The organism is Deinococcus aquaedulcis (assembly GCF_019693445.1).
In the GTDB taxonomy this organism is placed as follows: Bacteria; Deinococcota; Deinococci; order Deinococcales; family Deinococcaceae; genus Deinococcus; species Deinococcus aquaedulcis.
Genome location: NZ_JAHRBL010000001.1, coordinates 254,662 through 271,106 on the forward strand (window position 1 = coordinate 254,662; position 16,445 = coordinate 271,106).

Here is a 16,445-nt window from a genome sequence, read left to right on the forward strand (position 1 = left end):
GCCTGCTGGGCATGCCCGAGCCATCCTAGGCCGGAACTCGAGGGTTCCCGCCTGCGTCGCTTTTTAAGCCTCATTCCCAGAACTCAGCTGCTGTTGCTTCTCTACCTCGCAGCCCTGCGAGTGCCTCCAGTCCAAAACACGCCTGCACGCACGGCGGCATGTTTCGGACGTCGTCTCAGCGCTGCGCCCCGCTTTTCCCTCATGGCTCATGGCCCAAAGCTCATAGCCCTCAAGCCCTCAATCGCTCAGGTCTATCGTCACTGGCTGCGTGCGCGGGACCGTCACCGTCAGCGTGGCAGGGCTCCAGCCGTCGGCAGCCACGCGCAGGCGGTAGGTGCCGGGCACCGGCAGGCGCAGCACCCCGGGCGCGCGGCCCAGGTCCTGGTTGCGGGGCAGGCCGGCGCCTTCCGGGGCCGCCAGGAGGCTCAGGCGGGCGCTGACCCCCGGGGCGCCGCGCACGGTCACGCGCACCTCGCAGCAGGTCTGGGCGCCCGAGGCTGGGGTGGCCGACACGGGGGTTGCCGCCGCTGGGGCCGATGACTGGGGCGTGGGTGTGCGCCGCGACAGCCCCCACCATGTGCCCCCCACCAGCAGCAGCGCCGCCAGCACGGCTACCGCCCGGCGCGGGCCGAACCATTCCGGCTTGGCCCACTCGGGCATCGTGGGGCGCGGGGCGGGTGCCGGGGCCTCGCGCACCACGCGCCAGGAATCGTCCTCGTCCCAGCCGATGCGAATGGGTTCGGCTGCCGTGCGCCGTGGCAGGCGGGTGGGCGCGGGCTCGGCGTCTGAGGCGTCCGGGGCCGGGGCCTCTGCCTCGGGACGGGGGGCCACTTGGCGCCGCAGGGACGCGGGCAGGCGCTGTACCTCGCGCACGCTGACCTGGGTCTGGGCCGCCGCTGGACCCGGGGCAGGGCGCGCGTCGGGGGCCCAGGTGGGCAGGTCGTCGTCAAAGCCAATCTGAATGGGGGCCGGTGGCGGGGAGCCAGCGGCTGCCGCCTGCGCCCGCCGGGCCTCGGCCTTGCGTGCGGCGGCGGCCTGGGCATCCAGCGCCGCCTGGGCGCGGCGGGCCTCGTTCTCGCGGCGGCGGCGTTCCTGGGGCGTTTCTGGGCCCGTGGGGGCGCCCGGGGCCGGTGCCGGCTCGCTGGCCGGTGTGCCCAGCACGATGGGCGTGCCGTCGTGGGGGGCGGGTGGGGTGGGCACACGCTGCGCCGGGGCGGGCGCTTCGGGTGCGGGGCGGGCGGGTTCTGGTGCGGGTGCGACCTGGGCCGGGGACGGTTCACTGCTCGCCCGCCCTGCTCCCCTTTCCGCCGCCCCCAGCCGGGCCAGGGCCTGCGCGGCGCTCAGGCTGCCGGGCTGCGTCACTAGGGGCTCCAGGGCGCGGGGCAGGCCGCCCAGCTCGTGCAGGATGACCGCTAGAGCATACAGGTCGTCGGCCGGTCGGCCCTGACCGCCCCAGGGCAGGCCCGCCCCGGCCAGCAGCACGTGGCCGTCCACGCTCCACAGCTGCGCCCCACTCAGGCCGCCGTGCACCAGCCCCTGGTCGTGCAGGGCGCTCAGGGCGGCCAGGGCGCCGCGCGCGGTCAGTTCGGGGTCGCTGGCGGGCCGGGCCTGCAGGGGCAACTCGGTCACCACGTAGTCCTGCCCGCCCTCGGTGCCGCTGTCGGCGGGGACCAGCAGGTGCGGGTGGGCCGGCAGGTCCGGCAGCGCGGCGCCCGCAGGCAGCAGGTGCAGCAGCACCGGCATGCCCGTCAGGCGATCCGTGGCGCGCAGCGTCTGTACCGGGCTTCTGGGGCGGCCCGGCAACTCACGCGCGGCCACATAGGGCCCTATGGACTTCACGCCCGCCAGTATAGGCCGCGTCCTGCAGGCAGGGTGACAGGCGCACCCGCGCGCAGTGTGAGCCCGTGGCTTGCCGCGCCTCCCGGTTTGCGCTACTAATTGCCCCATATGCGTGACGCCGTCCTGAGCGCCCTGAGCACTGTCAACGACCCGGAACTGCACCGCGATCTGGTGTCCCTGGGGATGATTGAGCAGGTGCAGATCGAGGCGGGCGCGGTCCACGTCAAGGTCAACCTCACCACCCCCGCCTGTCCCCTCAAGGGCCAGATTGAATCCGATGTGCGCGCCGCCGTGCTGACCGTGCCCGGCGTGCAGACAGTGAACGTGACCTTCGGCGCCACCGTGCGCGCCGCGCAGCCCGCCCTGCCCGGCGTGAAGCATGTGGTGCTGGTGGGCAGCGGCAAGGGCGGCGTGGGCAAAAGCAGCGTGGCCGTGAACCTCGCCGCTGCCCTGGCGCGCGACGGCGCCCGCGTGGGCCTGCTGGATGCCGACGTCTACGGCCCCAGCGTGGCGCACATGATGGGCCAGGGCAGCGCGAAAGTCACCGCCAACGCCGAGCGCAAGATGCAGCCCATTGGGGCCCACGGCCTGCGCTTTATCTCCATGGCCAACCTCTCGCCCGCCGGGCAGGCGCTGGTGTGGCGCGGGCCCATGCTGCACTCGGCGGTGCAGCAGTTTGTCAAGGATGCCGCCTGGGGCGAACTGGATTACCTGATCGTGGACCTGCCGCCCGGCACTGGGGACGTGCAGCTCTCGCTGACCCAGACCATTCAGGTGACGGGCGCGGTGATCGTGACCACCCCGCAGGACGTGGCCCTGATTGACGCGGCGCGCGCCATTGACATGTTCCGCAAGGCCAGTGTGCCGGTGCTGGGCGTCATTGAAAACATGAGCTATTTCGTGGCCCCCGACACTGGCATCACCTATGACCTGTTCGGGCGTGGGGGCAGCCGCCGCCTGGGCGACTACCCCTTACTGGGTGAGATTCCCCTGGAAGTGGCGGTGCGCCAGGACGCTGACGCCGGCATCCCCGCCGTGCTGGCCCACCCGCAGGCCCCGGCCGCCCTGGCCCTGGCCCAGGCCGCGCGCGTGCTGGCCGGGCAGATCAGCGTGCGGGCCGACCAGCGGGCCCTGGCCGACCTGCCGGATCAGCTGACGGTCGTATGACGGCCCTGCCCGTGTCCCCCCCCGCCAGCACCGAGCGCACCAAAACCCGGCTGCTGGAACTGGTCAAGCGCCACGGCCCGCAGACCGCCCAGGACCTCGCCGCGCGGCTGGAGGTCAGCATTCCGGCGGCGCGGCGCCACCTGTGCGACCTGCAGGACCAGGGGCTGCTGGAAGCCCGCACCGAGCGCCCCGGGGGACGCGGGCGGCCCCAGCACGTTTTTGCCCTGACCGAACGGGGCGAGGCGGCCTTTCCCAAGACCTATTCCAGCCTGTGCGTGGATGTGCTGCGCCACATTGAGGCGCTGTACGGCGAGGACGCCGTGTTGCAGGTGCTGAGCGCGCGCAACGCGGAAATTGCCGCGCGCCTGCAGCCCGAACTGCCGCTAGACCGGCCCCTGGGCGAGCGGGTGCAGGCGCTGGTGGCCCGGCTGAACGAGCACGGCTTTGACGCTGCGGCCGGCCAGGAGGGGGAGGGGTGGACCTTTACCCAGCACAACTGCCCCAACCTGACCGTGGCGCGGCACTACGCGCAGCTGTGCGCCGCCGAACTGAGCCTGTACACCGAGCTGCTGCAGGTGCCGATTCGCCGTGAAACCCGGATCGCCTGCGGGCAGGGCCGCTGCCACTACCGGGTCGGTTGACCGCCGCTGTGACCGAGCCTGCGCCCGAGCCTGCCGCACCCGAAAACACCCGGCCTCTGCCCGCCGGGGACCATTCGCGCTATTCGCTGGTGGCGTGGCCCCCGGAAGTGCTGGACACCTGGATGCGCCGCGCCCAGGAGCGGCTGAACGTGCGCGGCTTTGGCCTGCCGCACCTGAACATCCGCGCGCCCTTTCACACCGACCTGGGCCCGGCCGAGCTGGTGGCCGCGTGCCGGGCGGCGCTGCAGGGCAAGTCGGCCTTTACCGTGCAGATCGTGGGCTGGAAGCGGGTGCCCAGCATGTTCTTTCTGGAGTGCGAACTCAGTGAGCCCCTGCGTGATCTGCACGAGCGCATTCTGGCGGTTGGCCCCTCCAGCCGCGCCCAGCACGACGGCGCCGAGTACCGCCCCCACCTGACCCTGGCGCTGGGCGTGCTCCCCTGGGCCGAGGATCTGCTGTGGGCGCAGGTGCAGGCCCTGGTGCCCCCCGTGGACCACTTTGAGGTGGAAGCCCTGAGCCTCACCCGCGAATGGCGCGGCGAGGTCCAGGAACTGCACACCTTTCCCCTGCGGCCCGTGGGCCAGGAAGGGCTGATCCTGCCTACCCCGGAAGCGGCGCCGAGTTAAGGGGGCGGGGATCAAAAAGGAGGGGCCGGGGGACGTTCATGGTCCCCCGGCCCCATGTCGCCAGTTCCTAGACACCCACAGGCTGCTTCAGCTGGGCCTGCAGGGCGCCGATAAAGCGCTCGTAGCCGGCGAAATCCAGTTGCTGCTCGTTGTCGCTCAGGGCGGTGGCGGGGCTGGGGTGCACCTCCACGTGGATGCCGTCGGCGCCCACGGCCAGCGCGGCCTTGGCCAGCGGAATCAGCAGGTCGCGCCGGCCAGCGGCGTGGGTCACGTCCACAATCACGGGCAGGTGGGTTTCCTGCTTGGCCAGTGCCACAGCACTGAGGTCCAGCGTGTTGCGGGTCCACTTCTCGTAGGTGCGGATGCCGCGCTCGCACAGAATGACTTCGGGGTTGCCTTCCGAGAGGATGTACTCGGCGGCGTACAGCCACTCTTCAATGGTGGCCGACAGCCCACGCTTGAGCAGCACCGGGCGCCGGGCGCGGCCCACCTCGCGCAGCAGGGCAAAGTTGTGCATGTTCCTTGCCCCCACCTGCAGGATGTCGGCGTGTTCGGCCACGATCTCCACGTCGCGGGTATCCATTACTTCGGTGACGAACAGCATGCCGTTGGCCTGGGCCACCTGACTGCCCAGAATCAGGCCGTCCACCCCCATGCCCTGAAAGCCGTAGGGGCTGGTGCGCGGCTTGTAGGCGCCGCCGCGCAGAATCTTCACGCCGCGCGCGGCCAGGAAGGCGGCGGTCTGTTCCATCTGCTCTTCAGATTCAATGGAGCACGGCCCGGCGATGATGACCGGGGGCGCGTCGCCGCCAATGCGCACGCCGTCAATGTCCAGCACAGTGTCTTCCACCTTGACCTTGCGCGACACCAGCAACTGCTTTTTGTCGTTCGATTCTTCCAGGTCCAGGCTGGCCTTGAAAATTTCTTTGAAGATGGCCTTGACAGCCGCCGCCGTGAAGGGCCCCTCATTCAGGGCCTCCAGCTCCTTGAGCTGCTGGTCCTCACGGGCGGGGTCGTAGTGGTTGGGGCGGCCTTCCTGGGTCTTGGCGTGGCCAATCTGCGCCACCACGGCCCCACGCTGCGATAGCAGTTTCAGCAGCTCGCGGTTAATCTGGTCCACCTCGGCGCGGAGGTCATCAATGCTGCGGGTTGGTGGGGTCATGCTGTGCAGTGTAGAAAAGGGGGCAAAATGGCCGCGTCCACCCTGCTAGTCAAATGAAAAGAGTTGTCCAGTTCGTGCCTAGAAAGCGGGCGCCCGCCCTCTGCCTCAGTCCCCGGTTGTGTTCACCATATGCACGGCCACGCGCGACAGCGCCGCGTACAGCTCGCGGGCCTCGGCCTCCCCAATGTCGGTGGTTTCACGCAGGGCCGTGTTCATGCAGGCCAGCCACGCGCGGGCGCGTGCCGGCGTGATGGGAAAGGGCAGGTGGCGGGCGCGCAGGCGGGGGTGCCCGTAGCGCTCGTGGTACAGCGGCGGGCCGCCCAGAAAGCCGGTGAGAAAGGCCAACTGTTTTTCGGCCGTCTCGGTGAGGTCCGCTGGGAAGATGGGGGCGAGGTCCGGGTGCGCCGCCACATGGCCGTAAAAACGCGTGACCAGCGCCGAGAGCGCCTGTGGCCCAATGCGCTCGTACAGGCTGCCGCCAGGATGCAGCGAGAGGGGAGCCGTCATGGGGTCAGGCTAGCGCGCAGGGGCCGGGGCAATGGTTGGGTTCGACCGGATGTCGAGATCACTCAAAGGTCAGGCCAATCGTCTCAGCCTCTCTGCCGATGGCCCTGAGCAAGGCTCCATCACGCACGGTGGGGAGGGAGGCACTCCGAATGAAGCAGACTTCGTCGGCATCTGGCCAGCCCAGACCGCCCCACAGGGCGTCGCGGAAGGCATCAAGGCTGCGCCCGAAGCCAGAGTGCTCCACTTGCACGCCTTGCACAGACGCTGCTCAGAACGCCTGTTCAGCGCCGACCCCGCCACAGTCCCCCACTTTGATCTGCCCCCCCATGCTGTCCAGGGTTCAGCTCAGCTTGCGTAATCGGCTGAGCCCCCATCCTGGGGCCAAAAAAAACCGGTGCCGCGTCTGGGCACCGGAGAAGAGGCCTTGGCCCCGCCCTACACGTCGCGGCGGTCGAAGGCGAAGATGCTCATCAGACCGAAGCCAGCGGTGTAGATCAGCAGCAGAATCAGGGGCTGCAGAATATCGCCCTGCTGCACGTACAGGTTCAGGTGGCTGGTCAGCAGAATGCGCTGAATGGCGTCGGGCAGCACTACCAGCAGCCGCATCACGATCAGGGCGGCAAAGGTCGCCAGGGCGGCGGCGGCCGTGTTCAGGTACAGCACCCCGAACAGCAGCGAGAGCGCCGCAATGGGCATCAGCACCACGCCCGCCAGCACCGAGCCGCGCAGCACCTCGGCGAAGGCGGCGTCCGGGCTCAGCTGGCCCACGCCCACAAAGAGCCCCGGCCCCAGGCCCGTACCCCCGGCAAAGCTGCCAAAGCCCAGTGGAATCCCCGCAATCAGCGAGCCCAGCACCGTGGTGAAAATCAGCAGGAAGGGATAGGTCAGCGCCACGATCAGCTTGCTGGCAATCACCTTGGTGCGGTCCACCGGCCGCAGCAGCAGCGGCGCCAGCGTGCCCTGCGCCACCTCGGAGCCGATCATCTCGGCCACTGTGACGGCAATGAAAAGGGGCAGCAGATACCCGATGGTCACGCCAATGCTCACGGCGGGCAGCTGCCAGCCGCTGGTCAGCTTGACCTGAATCAGCTGGTCCAGCCGGGGCGCAAAGGCCCACAGCAGCGGCAGCAGGAACGTGACCAGCAGGGCCAGCCGCACGCTGCGCGCACCGAACAGCTTGCGGAATTCCAGGGTCAGCAGCGTCAGCATGGGGCGCTCCGGGTCACGGGCAGGGGGGCACGGTCAGTCATCAGGCTTGCTCCACACGTTCGCGGTAGTACTCGTACAGGTCAAAGTGGTCTGGGCTGGCTTCAAAGACCCGGATGCCTTCCTGGTGCAGGTGACTCAGGGCATCGGGCACGCGGGCTTCGCCGCCCAGGTGGGCGATGGCGTAGGGCGTGCGGGTGGACACGCGGCGCACAAAGGGCAGCCGCTCCAGCACCGCCGCCGCGCCCACCGGGTCGTCCACCCGGAAGCGGTAGGCCGCCTGCCGGGCGCGCAGGTCCACGGTGTCCACCAGTCGCCCGCCGGTCAGGATGCCCACGGTGTGCGCGTAGGTGGCAATCTCGCGCAGGTGGTGGGTGGAGAGCACCACCGCGCAGCCGCTGGTGGCGAGGCTGGTCACAATGCGGTGAATCAGGCCGATGCCCAGGGGGTCCAGGCCGCTGGTGGGCTCGTCCAGAATCAGCACCTTGGGTTCGGCCAGCATGGCGCTCGCCACGCCCAGGCGCTGACGCTGACCCAGCGAATATTCGCCCACCTTCTTGTCGGCCATGCGGGTCAGTTCCAGCAGCGCCAGCACCTCGCGGATGCGGTCCCGGCTGATGCGCCGCCCGCCCGGGGCCATGGCCGCCAGATTGGCGTGCACCTGCAGGTTCTGCGTGCCGGTGAACTGAGGATAGAACTTGGCCGGGGCCTCCACCACCGCGCCCAGGTAAGCGCGGGCGCGCTGGCCATCCAGATGCACGTCGCGCCCCAGCAGCCGCACCTCGCCGTCCGACGGAAAGGCGAGGCCCGTCATGGCGCGAATCAGCGTGGTTTTGCCCGCGCCGTTGGGGCCGGTCAGGGCGTATACCTCGCCGGGCATGACGGTCAGGTGCACGTCCTCCAGGACGCTGTTTGAACCGTATCTCTTGTACAGCCCCCGCACCTCGATGGCTGGGGTGGCTGGGCCACCTTGTTTCGTCACCTGCCCAGCGTAACTCACGATTTGGTGCGGTGCTCTTACAAGTGGCTCATGGGAAGCGTGGGGGGTGGAGTGTGGAGCGTGGTGGGAAGGCGGTGCGGCGCCAGGCGCTGAGGTGGGGAAGACGAGAGAAACCCCCGGCCAGTTGGGGCCGGGGGGGAAGAGAGCGCCTGTTGTGGCTCTGCCTCAGCGGGCGTGCGGGTCAGCCGCAGGGTTTCTCTGCGTGGCGCTGCTCAGAACTTCTTGAAGCGGGTGAGCTTGAAAGGCGTCTCGGGGGTGCCGCCCTGCAGCTTGTCCAGTTGCGACTGCGTGACCACGAGGTCGCCGCCGATGGCCGCCAGGGTGGCGGGAAAGCGCAGGCCGGTCACGGGCTCTTCGGCTACCAGGGTGCCGGCCGTGTAGTCGGCGTTCAGGCTGATCTTGCTGACCACCTGATCCTTATTGCGCGCCACGTACAGGGTGCGGCCGTCCAGCAGCAGCCCGTCGCCGTTGACCAGACCGCCCATCACCTTGCGAACCGCCTTGGTGCGCAGGTCAATCCGCCACAGCTCGCCGGTGTTCAGCTGAATGGTGAGCAGGGCGCGGCCGTCCGGCGTGGCCACAATGCCGTTCAGGTTGATGCCGGGGCCGTACTTGATCGGCGTGCCGCCCAGGTTCAGCCACGCGCTGAGCTTCAGGTCCGGGCTGACGCGGAAGATCACGGGCCGGAAGGAATCCGTCACGTAGGCCGAGCCGTCGGGGCCGAAAGCGAGGTCGTTGATGAACTTGTTGGGCGATTTGGGCGTGTCCAGAATCGCCAGCGGGAAGCCGTCTGGGGAAAAGACGCTGATCTTGCCGGTTGCCCCACCTGCCGACCACACCCGGCTCTGGGTGTCCACCTTCAGGCCCAACGAGGAGGCCCGGCCCTGGCCGCCGCCCTCGTTGAACTTGCTGACCGCCCCAGTGCTGGCATTGATGGCGTAAATCGTGCCAGTGGCCGCGCTGCCTGTAAACAGGAGCCCCCGCTTGGCGTCGTAGGCCACGCCTTCAGGAAAGTCCTGTGGGCCGGGCAGCGGGTAGTCGCGCGCACTGTAGTTGTCGCGGGTGATCACGCCGCAGCGTTCGCGCGCGCCCGTCATGCCGGACGGATCGCTCTTGTAGTCATCGGGGCGGGCGTGAATCACCAGCGAGCGGTTCAGCACCCCGTTCATGCCAGTCAGGCTGGACTTCTGAGTGGTGAAGCTGGCGGTGCCGGTGCCGTCAGCGCCCACAGTCAGCATGGGCAGGTCGCCGCCGTGGCCGTACTTGTTCCCAGCCTGGGGGTCGTCGTGGTTGCGGCTCATGCCGGGGTCAAAGTGGCCGCCCGCGCCGCCAAAGGGCACCACGGTGTTCGTGGCCGGGTCAATGCCCGGGGTGCAGCGCCCGAACTCGTGGATGTGCATGCCGTGCTGCCCTGGCGTCAGGCCGGACACGCGCACGGTGACGCGCATGCCCATCCCCTGCTGCTCGAAAGTGGCGGTGCCCAGCACCTGCCCGGCTGTGTCGCGCAGGGCGGCCGTGGCCTTCAGGGGTGTGCTGGCGGGGGCCGCCATCGCCAGCATGTCCATGCCACCAGCCAGCGCCGCACCTGCCGCCGCGCCCAGCGCCAGCAGCCCCAGCACGGCCTGTTTGGCAAAAGCCCTTCTCATCACTGGCCTCCCGTGTACATCACGCGGTAGAGCACGCCGCTCTGGTCATCGGTGAACAGCAGGCTGCCGTCGGTGTAGGTCGCCACGCCCGCCACGCGGCCGAATTGCTTCCACAGGCCGTCCTGGGCGTCCTGAAACACGAAGCCGGTCACGAAAGGCTCAATGCGCTCAGGCTTGTTCTGTGCGTCGAACACCAGCCGGGCAATCTCGTAGCCGCTAGGCTCTGCGCGGTTCCAAGACCCCCGGTAGGCGATAAAGGCGTCGTTGCGCATGTCGGCCGGGAACTGCGTGCCGGTGTAGTAGTTCAGGGCAATGGCGGCGGCGTGCGCGGTGTAGTTCAGCACGCTGCCCTGGGTGCCCGCGCAGTAGGCCTCCTTGGCCACCTTGCCGGGAATGTTGCCCACGTTCACGTATGGGTCGGGCTGACGGTCCCCGTAGCAGAAGGGCCAGCCGTAATTCTTGCCGCGCTCGATCACGTTGATTTCCTCGGGCGGGATGTTGTCGCCGTGCCAGTCGCTGCCCTGGTCGGCGCCGTACAGCACGCCGCTCACCGGGTGCCAGCCAAAGCCAATGGTGTGGCGCAGGCCCCGGGCGTACACCTCGCGGGTTTTGCCGTCTGGGGCAATACGCAGAATGGTCGCTTCTTCGGGGTTGGGCGTGGGGGCGTCGTTGTTGGTGGAGCCAAAGCTGGCGTACAGGTAGCCGTCCGGGCCCCATTTCAGGGTGCGGGCAGGGTGCTGCCCGGCGTCCGGGAAGCCGTCGGCAAACACGCGCGGCACGCTCAGGGTGCCGTCCTTGGCCATGTCCATCACCCAGATGGTTTTCTCGCCCACCACGTACAGCTTGTTGTCTTTCACGTCCAGGCCGTGCGCCAGCTTCAGGTTCTGGGCCACCTGTTTGCGCTCGGTGGCCTCGATCTTGCCGTCCTTGTTGACGTCTTTCATGTACCACACGTCGTTCTGCTGGCGGCGGGTGAGGTAGATACCGCCGTCGGGCATCACGTAGAGCATGCGGGCGTTGCCCAGGCCGGTGGCCATCACCTTCAGGGTGAAGCCGGCGGGCACCTTCAGCCGCGCCAGTTTGTCCGGCGTGAATTCCAGCGCGGTGGGTTCGTTGCGCGTGGCCGTCACGGTGGCTGGCGGCTCCGAGGGCGGCAGGGGGCGTGGCGTGGGGGGCGCGCTCTGGGCCAGGGCAGAGGCGGTGAGCAGGGCACTCAGGGTCAGCAGGGAAAGACGCATGAAAGGACCTCGGGCGGCGCGGACACCAGAAATCGCCCCCAAACAGCCTGGACCCCGGCCAGCGAAGAAACGGGCAGGGAAAGTACGGAAGGGGGCGGCGCCGCACCGGGCGTAGAACGAGGCCAACTTAAGGGCCACCCCAGGGCCACAGTGGGGGGATTCGTACCTTCTGAGGGCCGCTTTAGCGTGGCCTCAAGGCGGGCTGAAGGCCAGCTTCAGGTGTTGAACTGTAAGCGGCTGTGTTTCCAAACCATCCAGAGCAGCACTGGATGTTCCCCACAGCCAGCCCCTTCCAACGCCAATTCCCGGCAATCCTTATCTTCTCCTCTCTGCTGCGCCGTGCTGCGAGTCCTTCCGTCTGGAGATAGACCGTCGTACATGCTGGAACTGCTTGGAGGCCGGATCAGCGCACGAACAGGGGCAGGGCACTGGGGGCCACCGCGCCCGCTGCCACCGCCCGGCGGTGCAACTCCTGCACGGCCCGCTCGCCTTCTTCGCCCACATCGAGGCTGAAGGCGTTCACGTACAGGTCAATGTGCGCCTGCATCACCTCCTCAGACAGTTCGGCGGCGTGCTGGCGCACGTAGGCCTTGGAGGCCTGCGGGTGGGCGTAGGCATACTCCAGGCTCTGGCGCACCGCCTCGTTCAGTTGCCCCTGCAGGTCGTGCGGCAGGTCGCGGCGCACCAGAATGGCGCCCAGCGGCAGCGGCAGCCCAGTTTCGCCTTCCCACCACGCGCCCAGATCCAGCCGTTTGTGCAGGCCGTGCTGGGGGTAGGTAAAGCGCGACTCGTGGATGATCAGCCCGGCGTCCACCCTCTGGCCGCCCAGCTCGCCGCGCGCCACCGCCGGCATAATTTCGTCATAGCGGGCCCGCACCACCTGCACCTGCGGAAAGACCAGCCGCAGCAGCAGTTCGGCGGTCGTCAGGGCGCCGGGGGAAATGACGGTGCGGCCGTTCAGATCTTCCACGTCGCCCCGCGTCACGATCAGGGGGCCCACCCCCCGGCCCAGAGCGCCGCCCGAGCGCAGCGCCACGTAGGTGTCCATCACCTCAAAGTAGGCGCGGTAGCTGATCTTGGTCATGGGCAGGCGCCCGGTCACCGCCCAGTCGTTCAGGGTCTGCACGTCTTCAAGCACCTCGCGCACCGGCAGCGGTGCGGGCACCAGCCCGGCGTGCAGCGCATGAAAAATAAAGGTGTCATTCGGGCACAGCGAGTACCCCAGGTCAAGCACAGTGGGCAGGGTCGTCATGGCGCCCAGGGTACGCCGGAGCGTCCGGGACCTTGGCCTCCCCGGCTCCGGTTGCTGGCCTGGCCGGTGCAGCCTGCTGAAGGTGCCGTAAGGCCGGATTCAGGCAGATGGCCCCGTGGGCCGCTAGCCTGGGCCCATGTCTGCCCCTGCCCGCGTGGCCCTGCTGACCCTGAGTGTCTGTGCGTCCCTGCTGGCGCCGCCCGCCCAGGCGGGCGGCGCAGGGGCGCCGCGTCCATCTGTGGTGGGCTGCCGCCCCGGGTATGTTCGCCCCAACTTTGCCACCCTGAACCGGGAACTGGCGCAGGCCCGGGCCATCTGGGCGGCCCAGGGCCTGACCCGCTACCGCTACGAGGTGCGGCAGGTGGCCGCCCCGGTGCTGCTGTCGGCCACACAGGTCATGGTGCGTGATGGGGCCGTGGTGGCGCTGAACCTGCTGCCTGGGGAGGCCGGTCAGCCCAATCCGCTAGCCCGCCTCACGGTCGAGGGCCGTTTTGACAGCCTTGCCCAGACGCTGCGGTATCAGGCCACGTTGCCCTGCCCAGAGGTGCGGATTCGCTACGACCCGGCGCTGGGCTTTCCGGTGTACCTGTACAGCGGCCAGGGCGATGGCGGCGTGGCCGATGGCTTTGGCGAGTGGACCGTCTCGGGCTTCACCCCGCTTCCCTGAAGATCTGAAGTGCTTTAAAAAACAAACTGTGCATGGCTGACCATCGCGAATCGTGGCCGGTGGTACGCTTCATCCATGACGGGCAACACCCACACCTATGACGTGGTGATCGTCGGCGGCGGCCCCGCCGGCCTGACCGCTGCGATTTACACCGGCCGCGCCAGCCTGAAAACCCTGATTCTGGAAAAGGGCCTGCCCGGCGGCCAGATCGCCCAGACCGAGGAAGTCGAGAACTACCCTGGTTTCCCCGAGCCCATCAGCGGGATGGAACTCGCCAGCCGCATGCAGCAGCAGGCCGAGAAATTCGGCGGCGTGATCGAGATGGACGAGGTGCAGGCCATCGTGCGCGACGAGCACGACCACGAGTACCCCTTCACGGTCACTGGCTACGGCGGCACCTACCGCGCCAAGGCCGTGATTCTGGCCACCGGCGCCAACCCCAAGCGCCTGAACGTGCCCGGCGAGGAGCACTTCTGGGGCAAGGGCGTCTCAACCTGCGCCACCTGTGACGGCTTTTTCTACCGGGGCAAGAAGGTGGTCGTAGTGGGCGGCGGCGACGCGGCCGTAGAAGAGGGGCTGTTCCTGACCAAGTTTGCCGACGAGGTCACCCTGATTCACCGCCGCGACACCCTGCGCGCCAACAAGGTGGCCCAGGCCCGCGCCTTTGCCAACCCCAAGATGAAGTTCATCTGGGATACGGCCGTGGAGGAAATTCAGGGTGACGACACCGTGACTGGGGTGCGCCTGAAGAACCTGAAAACCGGCGAAGTGACCGACATGGCCACCGACGGCGTGTTCATCTTCATCGGGCACGTGCCGAACACCGAGTTTGTGAAGGACACCGTGAAGCTGCGTCCCGACGGCTACGTGGACGTGACGGACGAGATCTACACCAGCGTGCCTATGCTGTTTGCGGCCGGCGATGTGAGTGATTACATCTACCGCCAGCTGGGCACCAGCGTGGGCGCCGGTACCCGCGCCGCCATGAGCGCCGAGCGCGCCCTGGCTGCCCTGGAAGTGGAAGCCGAAACCGCCGCAGACTGATCCCGGCGCTGCCTGCCCCGCCCGTGCCCTGTGCGCGGGCGGGCTTTGCGTATCCTCTGGGTATGCCGCACCGCACCCTCAGCGCCCGCATTCGCCGCAAGGTGAATGGCTACCGCGCCAAGGCCCGTCGGCTGTGGCGCTCCATGAGTCCCGAAGACGCCCAGCCCGATGACGCCTGGGCCCAGCACCACCTGACCGGTGCCGAGGCCCGCGTGTACCAGAGCATGGACCCCCGTGACCGCGAGCACGCCTGCCGCGTGGCCCGCCACCTGCTGCGCGAGCACCCGGGCGCCGACGCCGAACTGGTGGCCGCCGCCCTGCTGCACGACTGCGGCAAAAGCCTGCGCCCCTATTACCTGTGGGAGCGCGTGGCCGTGGGCCTGATTCCCAACCGCCTGACCCGCCTGCTGCCGCCCGTGGGCGCCCTGGGCATCCGCGCCCACCACCCCGAACTGGGTGCCCGCCTGCTGGCCCACGCCGGCGCCCGCCCCCGCGTGGCCCGCCTGGTGGCTCGCCACCACCATCCCGGCGGCGACCCGGACGCCGCATTGCTGCATCTGTACGACGATCAGGAGTGAAGGGGCTCTGGGCTCTGGGCCATGAGCCATGAGGAGCTCCGAAGCTCATGGCCCACGGCTCAGAGCTCACGGCCAGAAAAGCGCCCCCACCCGGTACAGGTGGGGGCGCTTTTCCTTCAGCCTTCAGTCGTGGTGGTGATCGCCGTCGGCGTGGGCGTGGCCGTGCTCCAGTTCTTCGGGGGTGGCGTCGCGCACGCTGACCACCTTCACGTCGAAGTTCAGGGTCATGCCGGCCAGGGGGGGGTTAAAGTCCACCTGCACGCGGTCGCCTTCCACGGCCATCACGGTAAAGGGCATCACGCTGCCGTCTTCGGCCTGGGCGTAGTAGGTGGCGCCCACTTCCACATCGTCCTCGAAGTCTTCCAGCGACAGTTCCTCGACGTTGTCCTCGTCGCGCTCGCCGTAGCCGTCTTCGGGGGCCACGGTGACCTGCAGGCTGTCGCCCGCCGCCTTGCCTTCCAGGGCGCGTTCCAGGCCCGGGATGATGTTGCTGTGGCCGTGCAGGTAGGTCAGCGGCTCGCCGCTTTCGCTCTGGTCAATCACTTCGCCGTCCACAGTCAGCGTGTAGTCGAGCTGGGCAACCTTGTCCTGGGTGATGTTCATGGGGTCTCCGTTCCCCGGCCCGCCAGAGAAAGCGGAGGCGGCCGGGTGGGCGCTGGGGCCTGGGCGGAGTCTACCAAGGGGGGAGGGCGGGGTGCGGCGCGCCGCTGTCAGGGCCCAACGCGAAAAGCCCAGCCCACCGGGCCGCGCGCCGTGTCAAAGCGCACCTTCACCTGTGCGCCCTGGGGCAGAGGGGCGTGGGGCAGCAGCACGGCTGCGCCCTGGGCCGCCAGAATCTGCCGCCCCGCGCGGGTCTCGCTGGCATTGGCGCCCTCAAAGGTCTGGGCGGTCAGCAGGCAGGCGGGCTGGGGGCGGGCGTTCACCCACACCTGCGCCGAGCGCACCGCCGGCCCATCCGGGCCCAGCAGCAGCGCCACCGGGGCGCCCGGCGTCCCCGCCAGCCCCGCGCAGCCAGCGGTGGGGTCGGGCCATTCACCCGCCGCCGCCGGACCCCCCGGGCCCGTCGCCCCGGGGGCCGGGTAGCGCACCGGGTAGCGCCCGGCGGCCTTGCCCAGGCCCCGGCGCACGTCTAGCACCACCGCCGTGCGCAAGGCGCCGCGCCCGTCGTGGGCCACGCCCAGCGCCACCTGGGTCAGGCGGGGGTCCAGCAGCTGCGGCAGGTGAAACGCGCCGCTGGCCCAGTAGCCCACCGCCCGGCCGGCGCCGGAATCCGGCTGCGAGGACACGAAGTAGTGCCCCGGCGCGCAGGCCTCGCCCGCCGCGCTGTGGTAGGGGCTTTTCGGGTCCTGGCGGTGCTCGGCGCGGTCCTCACGCACCAGATAGCGGGCGTGGGCCGCGCACCCGGGCGCCCACGCGGCCTGCAGCTTCACCGGGGCCATGCCCGCGCGGCGGCGCACGGCGTTCAGGGGGGCCAGGGCGGCGGGGCTGGGGGCCGTGGCCGACGGGACCTGCGCTGCCCCAGACGGCGCGGGGGGCGTCAGGAGCGTTCGGGGAGCCTGTGGGGCTGGCGCCGACGACGGAGCCTGCGGGGTGCCCGGCGAAACGGTGGTGACTGGTTCCGGTTGTGGTGCTTCATCGCCTGGCACCGCCGCGTCCACCTGGATTGGGGCCGGCGCCGGCTGGGCCACCGGCCCGGCCTCCTGCTGTTCCGGCCACCAGCCGGCCTGTTGCAACCCCCACACCCCCAGGGCAAACAGCCCCAGGGTCCAGGCCAGCGCCAGCAGCGCCCGACGCAGCCACCACCACGCGCCCATGCCCCAGGGTAGGCCGCGCGGCCCCGTGCTGGGTGCGCCGCACGCCTATCCTGCCTTC

At 69.4% G+C, this 16,445-nt stretch carries 16 protein-coding genes; 6 read left to right on the top strand and 10 right to left on the bottom strand.

What is annotated here, in order from left to right; all coding sequences use genetic code 11:
• Positions 1-237 precede the first annotated feature (237 nt).
• On the bottom strand, positions 238-1,839 hold the full coding sequence (locus KMW22_RS01195) for a hypothetical protein (protein ID WP_221088181.1): 1,602 nt from the start codon (positions 1,837-1,839) through the stop codon (positions 238-240).
• A 108-nt stretch (positions 1,840-1,947) separates the two neighbouring features.
• Between KMW22_RS01195 and KMW22_RS01200 the strand changes: the two genes are divergently transcribed.
• Genes KMW22_RS01200 through KMW22_RS01210 form a run of 3 tightly spaced genes read left to right on the top strand, consistent with a single transcriptional unit; the run spans position 1,948 to position 4,273 of the window.
• Positions 1,948-3,006 (top strand): Mrp/NBP35 family ATP-binding protein, encoded by a 1,059-nt coding sequence (locus KMW22_RS01200; RefSeq protein WP_221088182.1) that lies wholly within the window; start codon positions 1,948-1,950, stop codon positions 3,004-3,006.
• Entirely contained in the window at positions 3,003-3,647 is a 645-nt protein-coding gene (locus tag KMW22_RS01205) for a helix-turn-helix transcriptional regulator (RefSeq protein WP_221088183.1), read from the top strand. The genes KMW22_RS01200 and KMW22_RS01205 overlap by 4 nt, the downstream gene beginning before the upstream one ends.
• An 8-nt stretch (positions 3,648-3,655) precedes the next feature.
• Positions 3,656-4,273 carry a 2'-5' RNA ligase family protein gene (locus KMW22_RS01210; protein ID WP_328774547.1) on the top strand — a complete coding sequence of 206 codons (618 nt, stop codon included), beginning with the start codon at positions 3,656-3,658 and terminating at the stop codon, positions 4,271-4,273.
• 67 nt (positions 4,274-4,340) lie between these two features.
• On the opposite strand, the gene KMW22_RS01215 is transcribed toward KMW22_RS01210, so the two are convergent.
• The 7 genes from KMW22_RS01215 to KMW22_RS01245 all read right to left on the bottom strand — a co-directional run bounded on the left by KMW22_RS01215 (position 4,341) and on the right by KMW22_RS01245 (position 12,284).
• Positions 4,341-5,435, bottom strand: a complete 1,095-nt coding sequence (locus KMW22_RS01215) for a bifunctional 3-deoxy-7-phosphoheptulonate synthase/chorismate mutase (RefSeq protein ID WP_221088184.1) — start codon at positions 5,433-5,435, stop codon at positions 4,341-4,343.
• A gap of 105 nt (positions 5,436-5,540) precedes the next feature.
• Positions 5,541-5,942, bottom strand: coding sequence for a globin domain-containing protein (locus KMW22_RS01220; protein WP_221088185.1), 402 nt, complete (start codon positions 5,940-5,942; stop codon positions 5,541-5,543).
• 435 nt (positions 5,943-6,377) lie between these two features.
• Positions 6,378-7,151, bottom strand: a complete 774-nt coding sequence (locus tag KMW22_RS01225; protein ID WP_221088186.1) for an ABC transporter permease — start codon at positions 7,149-7,151, stop codon at positions 6,378-6,380.
• Between the two features lie 40 nt (positions 7,152-7,191).
• Positions 7,192-8,130, bottom strand: coding sequence for an ABC transporter ATP-binding protein (locus KMW22_RS01230; RefSeq protein ID WP_221088187.1), 939 nt, complete (start codon positions 8,128-8,130; stop codon positions 7,192-7,194).
• 230 nt (positions 8,131-8,360) lie between these two features.
• The gene (locus KMW22_RS01235; protein WP_221088188.1) at positions 8,361-9,794 is read right to left on the bottom strand and encodes a superoxide dismutase family protein; all 1,434 of its coding nucleotides are present in this window, start codon (positions 9,792-9,794) and stop codon (positions 8,361-8,363) included.
• Positions 9,794-11,032 (bottom strand): PQQ-dependent sugar dehydrogenase, encoded by a 1,239-nt coding sequence (locus KMW22_RS01240; RefSeq protein WP_221088189.1) that lies wholly within the window; start codon positions 11,030-11,032, stop codon positions 9,794-9,796. The genes KMW22_RS01235 and KMW22_RS01240 overlap by 1 nt, the downstream gene beginning before the upstream one ends.
• Before the next feature lie 403 nt (positions 11,033-11,435).
• On the bottom strand, positions 11,436-12,284 hold the full coding sequence (locus tag KMW22_RS01245; protein ID WP_221088190.1) for a 1,4-dihydroxy-6-naphthoate synthase: 849 nt from the start codon (positions 12,282-12,284) through the stop codon (positions 11,436-11,438).
• 136 nt (positions 12,285-12,420) lie between these two features.
• On the opposite strand from KMW22_RS01245, the gene KMW22_RS01250 reads away from it, so the two are divergent.
• The 3 genes from KMW22_RS01250 (at position 12,421) to KMW22_RS01260 (ending at position 14,573) form a co-directional block, all read left to right on the top strand.
• Positions 12,421-12,951: a DUF6174 domain-containing protein gene (locus tag KMW22_RS01250; protein ID WP_221088191.1), complete on the top strand. Its 531-nt coding sequence runs from the start codon at positions 12,421-12,423 to the stop codon at positions 12,949-12,951.
• 75 nt (positions 12,952-13,026) lie between these two features.
• Positions 13,027-13,995, top strand: coding sequence for a thioredoxin-disulfide reductase (trxB, locus tag KMW22_RS01255; protein WP_221088192.1), 969 nt, complete (start codon positions 13,027-13,029; stop codon positions 13,993-13,995).
• A 62-nt stretch (positions 13,996-14,057) separates the two neighbouring features.
• On the top strand, positions 14,058-14,573 hold the full coding sequence (locus KMW22_RS01260) for an HD domain-containing protein (protein WP_221088193.1): 516 nt from the start codon (positions 14,058-14,060) through the stop codon (positions 14,571-14,573).
• Between the two features lie 123 nt (positions 14,574-14,696).
• On the opposite strand, the gene KMW22_RS01265 is transcribed toward KMW22_RS01260, so the two are convergent.
• The gene (locus KMW22_RS01265; protein WP_221088194.1) at positions 14,697-15,176 is read right to left on the bottom strand and encodes an FKBP-type peptidyl-prolyl cis-trans isomerase; all 480 of its coding nucleotides are present in this window, start codon (positions 15,174-15,176) and stop codon (positions 14,697-14,699) included.
• Positions 15,177-15,283: 107 nt separating this feature from the next.
• Positions 15,284-16,387, bottom strand: coding sequence for a CAP domain-containing protein (locus KMW22_RS01270; protein WP_221088195.1), 1,104 nt, complete (start codon positions 16,385-16,387; stop codon positions 15,284-15,286).
• Positions 16,388-16,445: the final 58 nt, after the last annotated feature.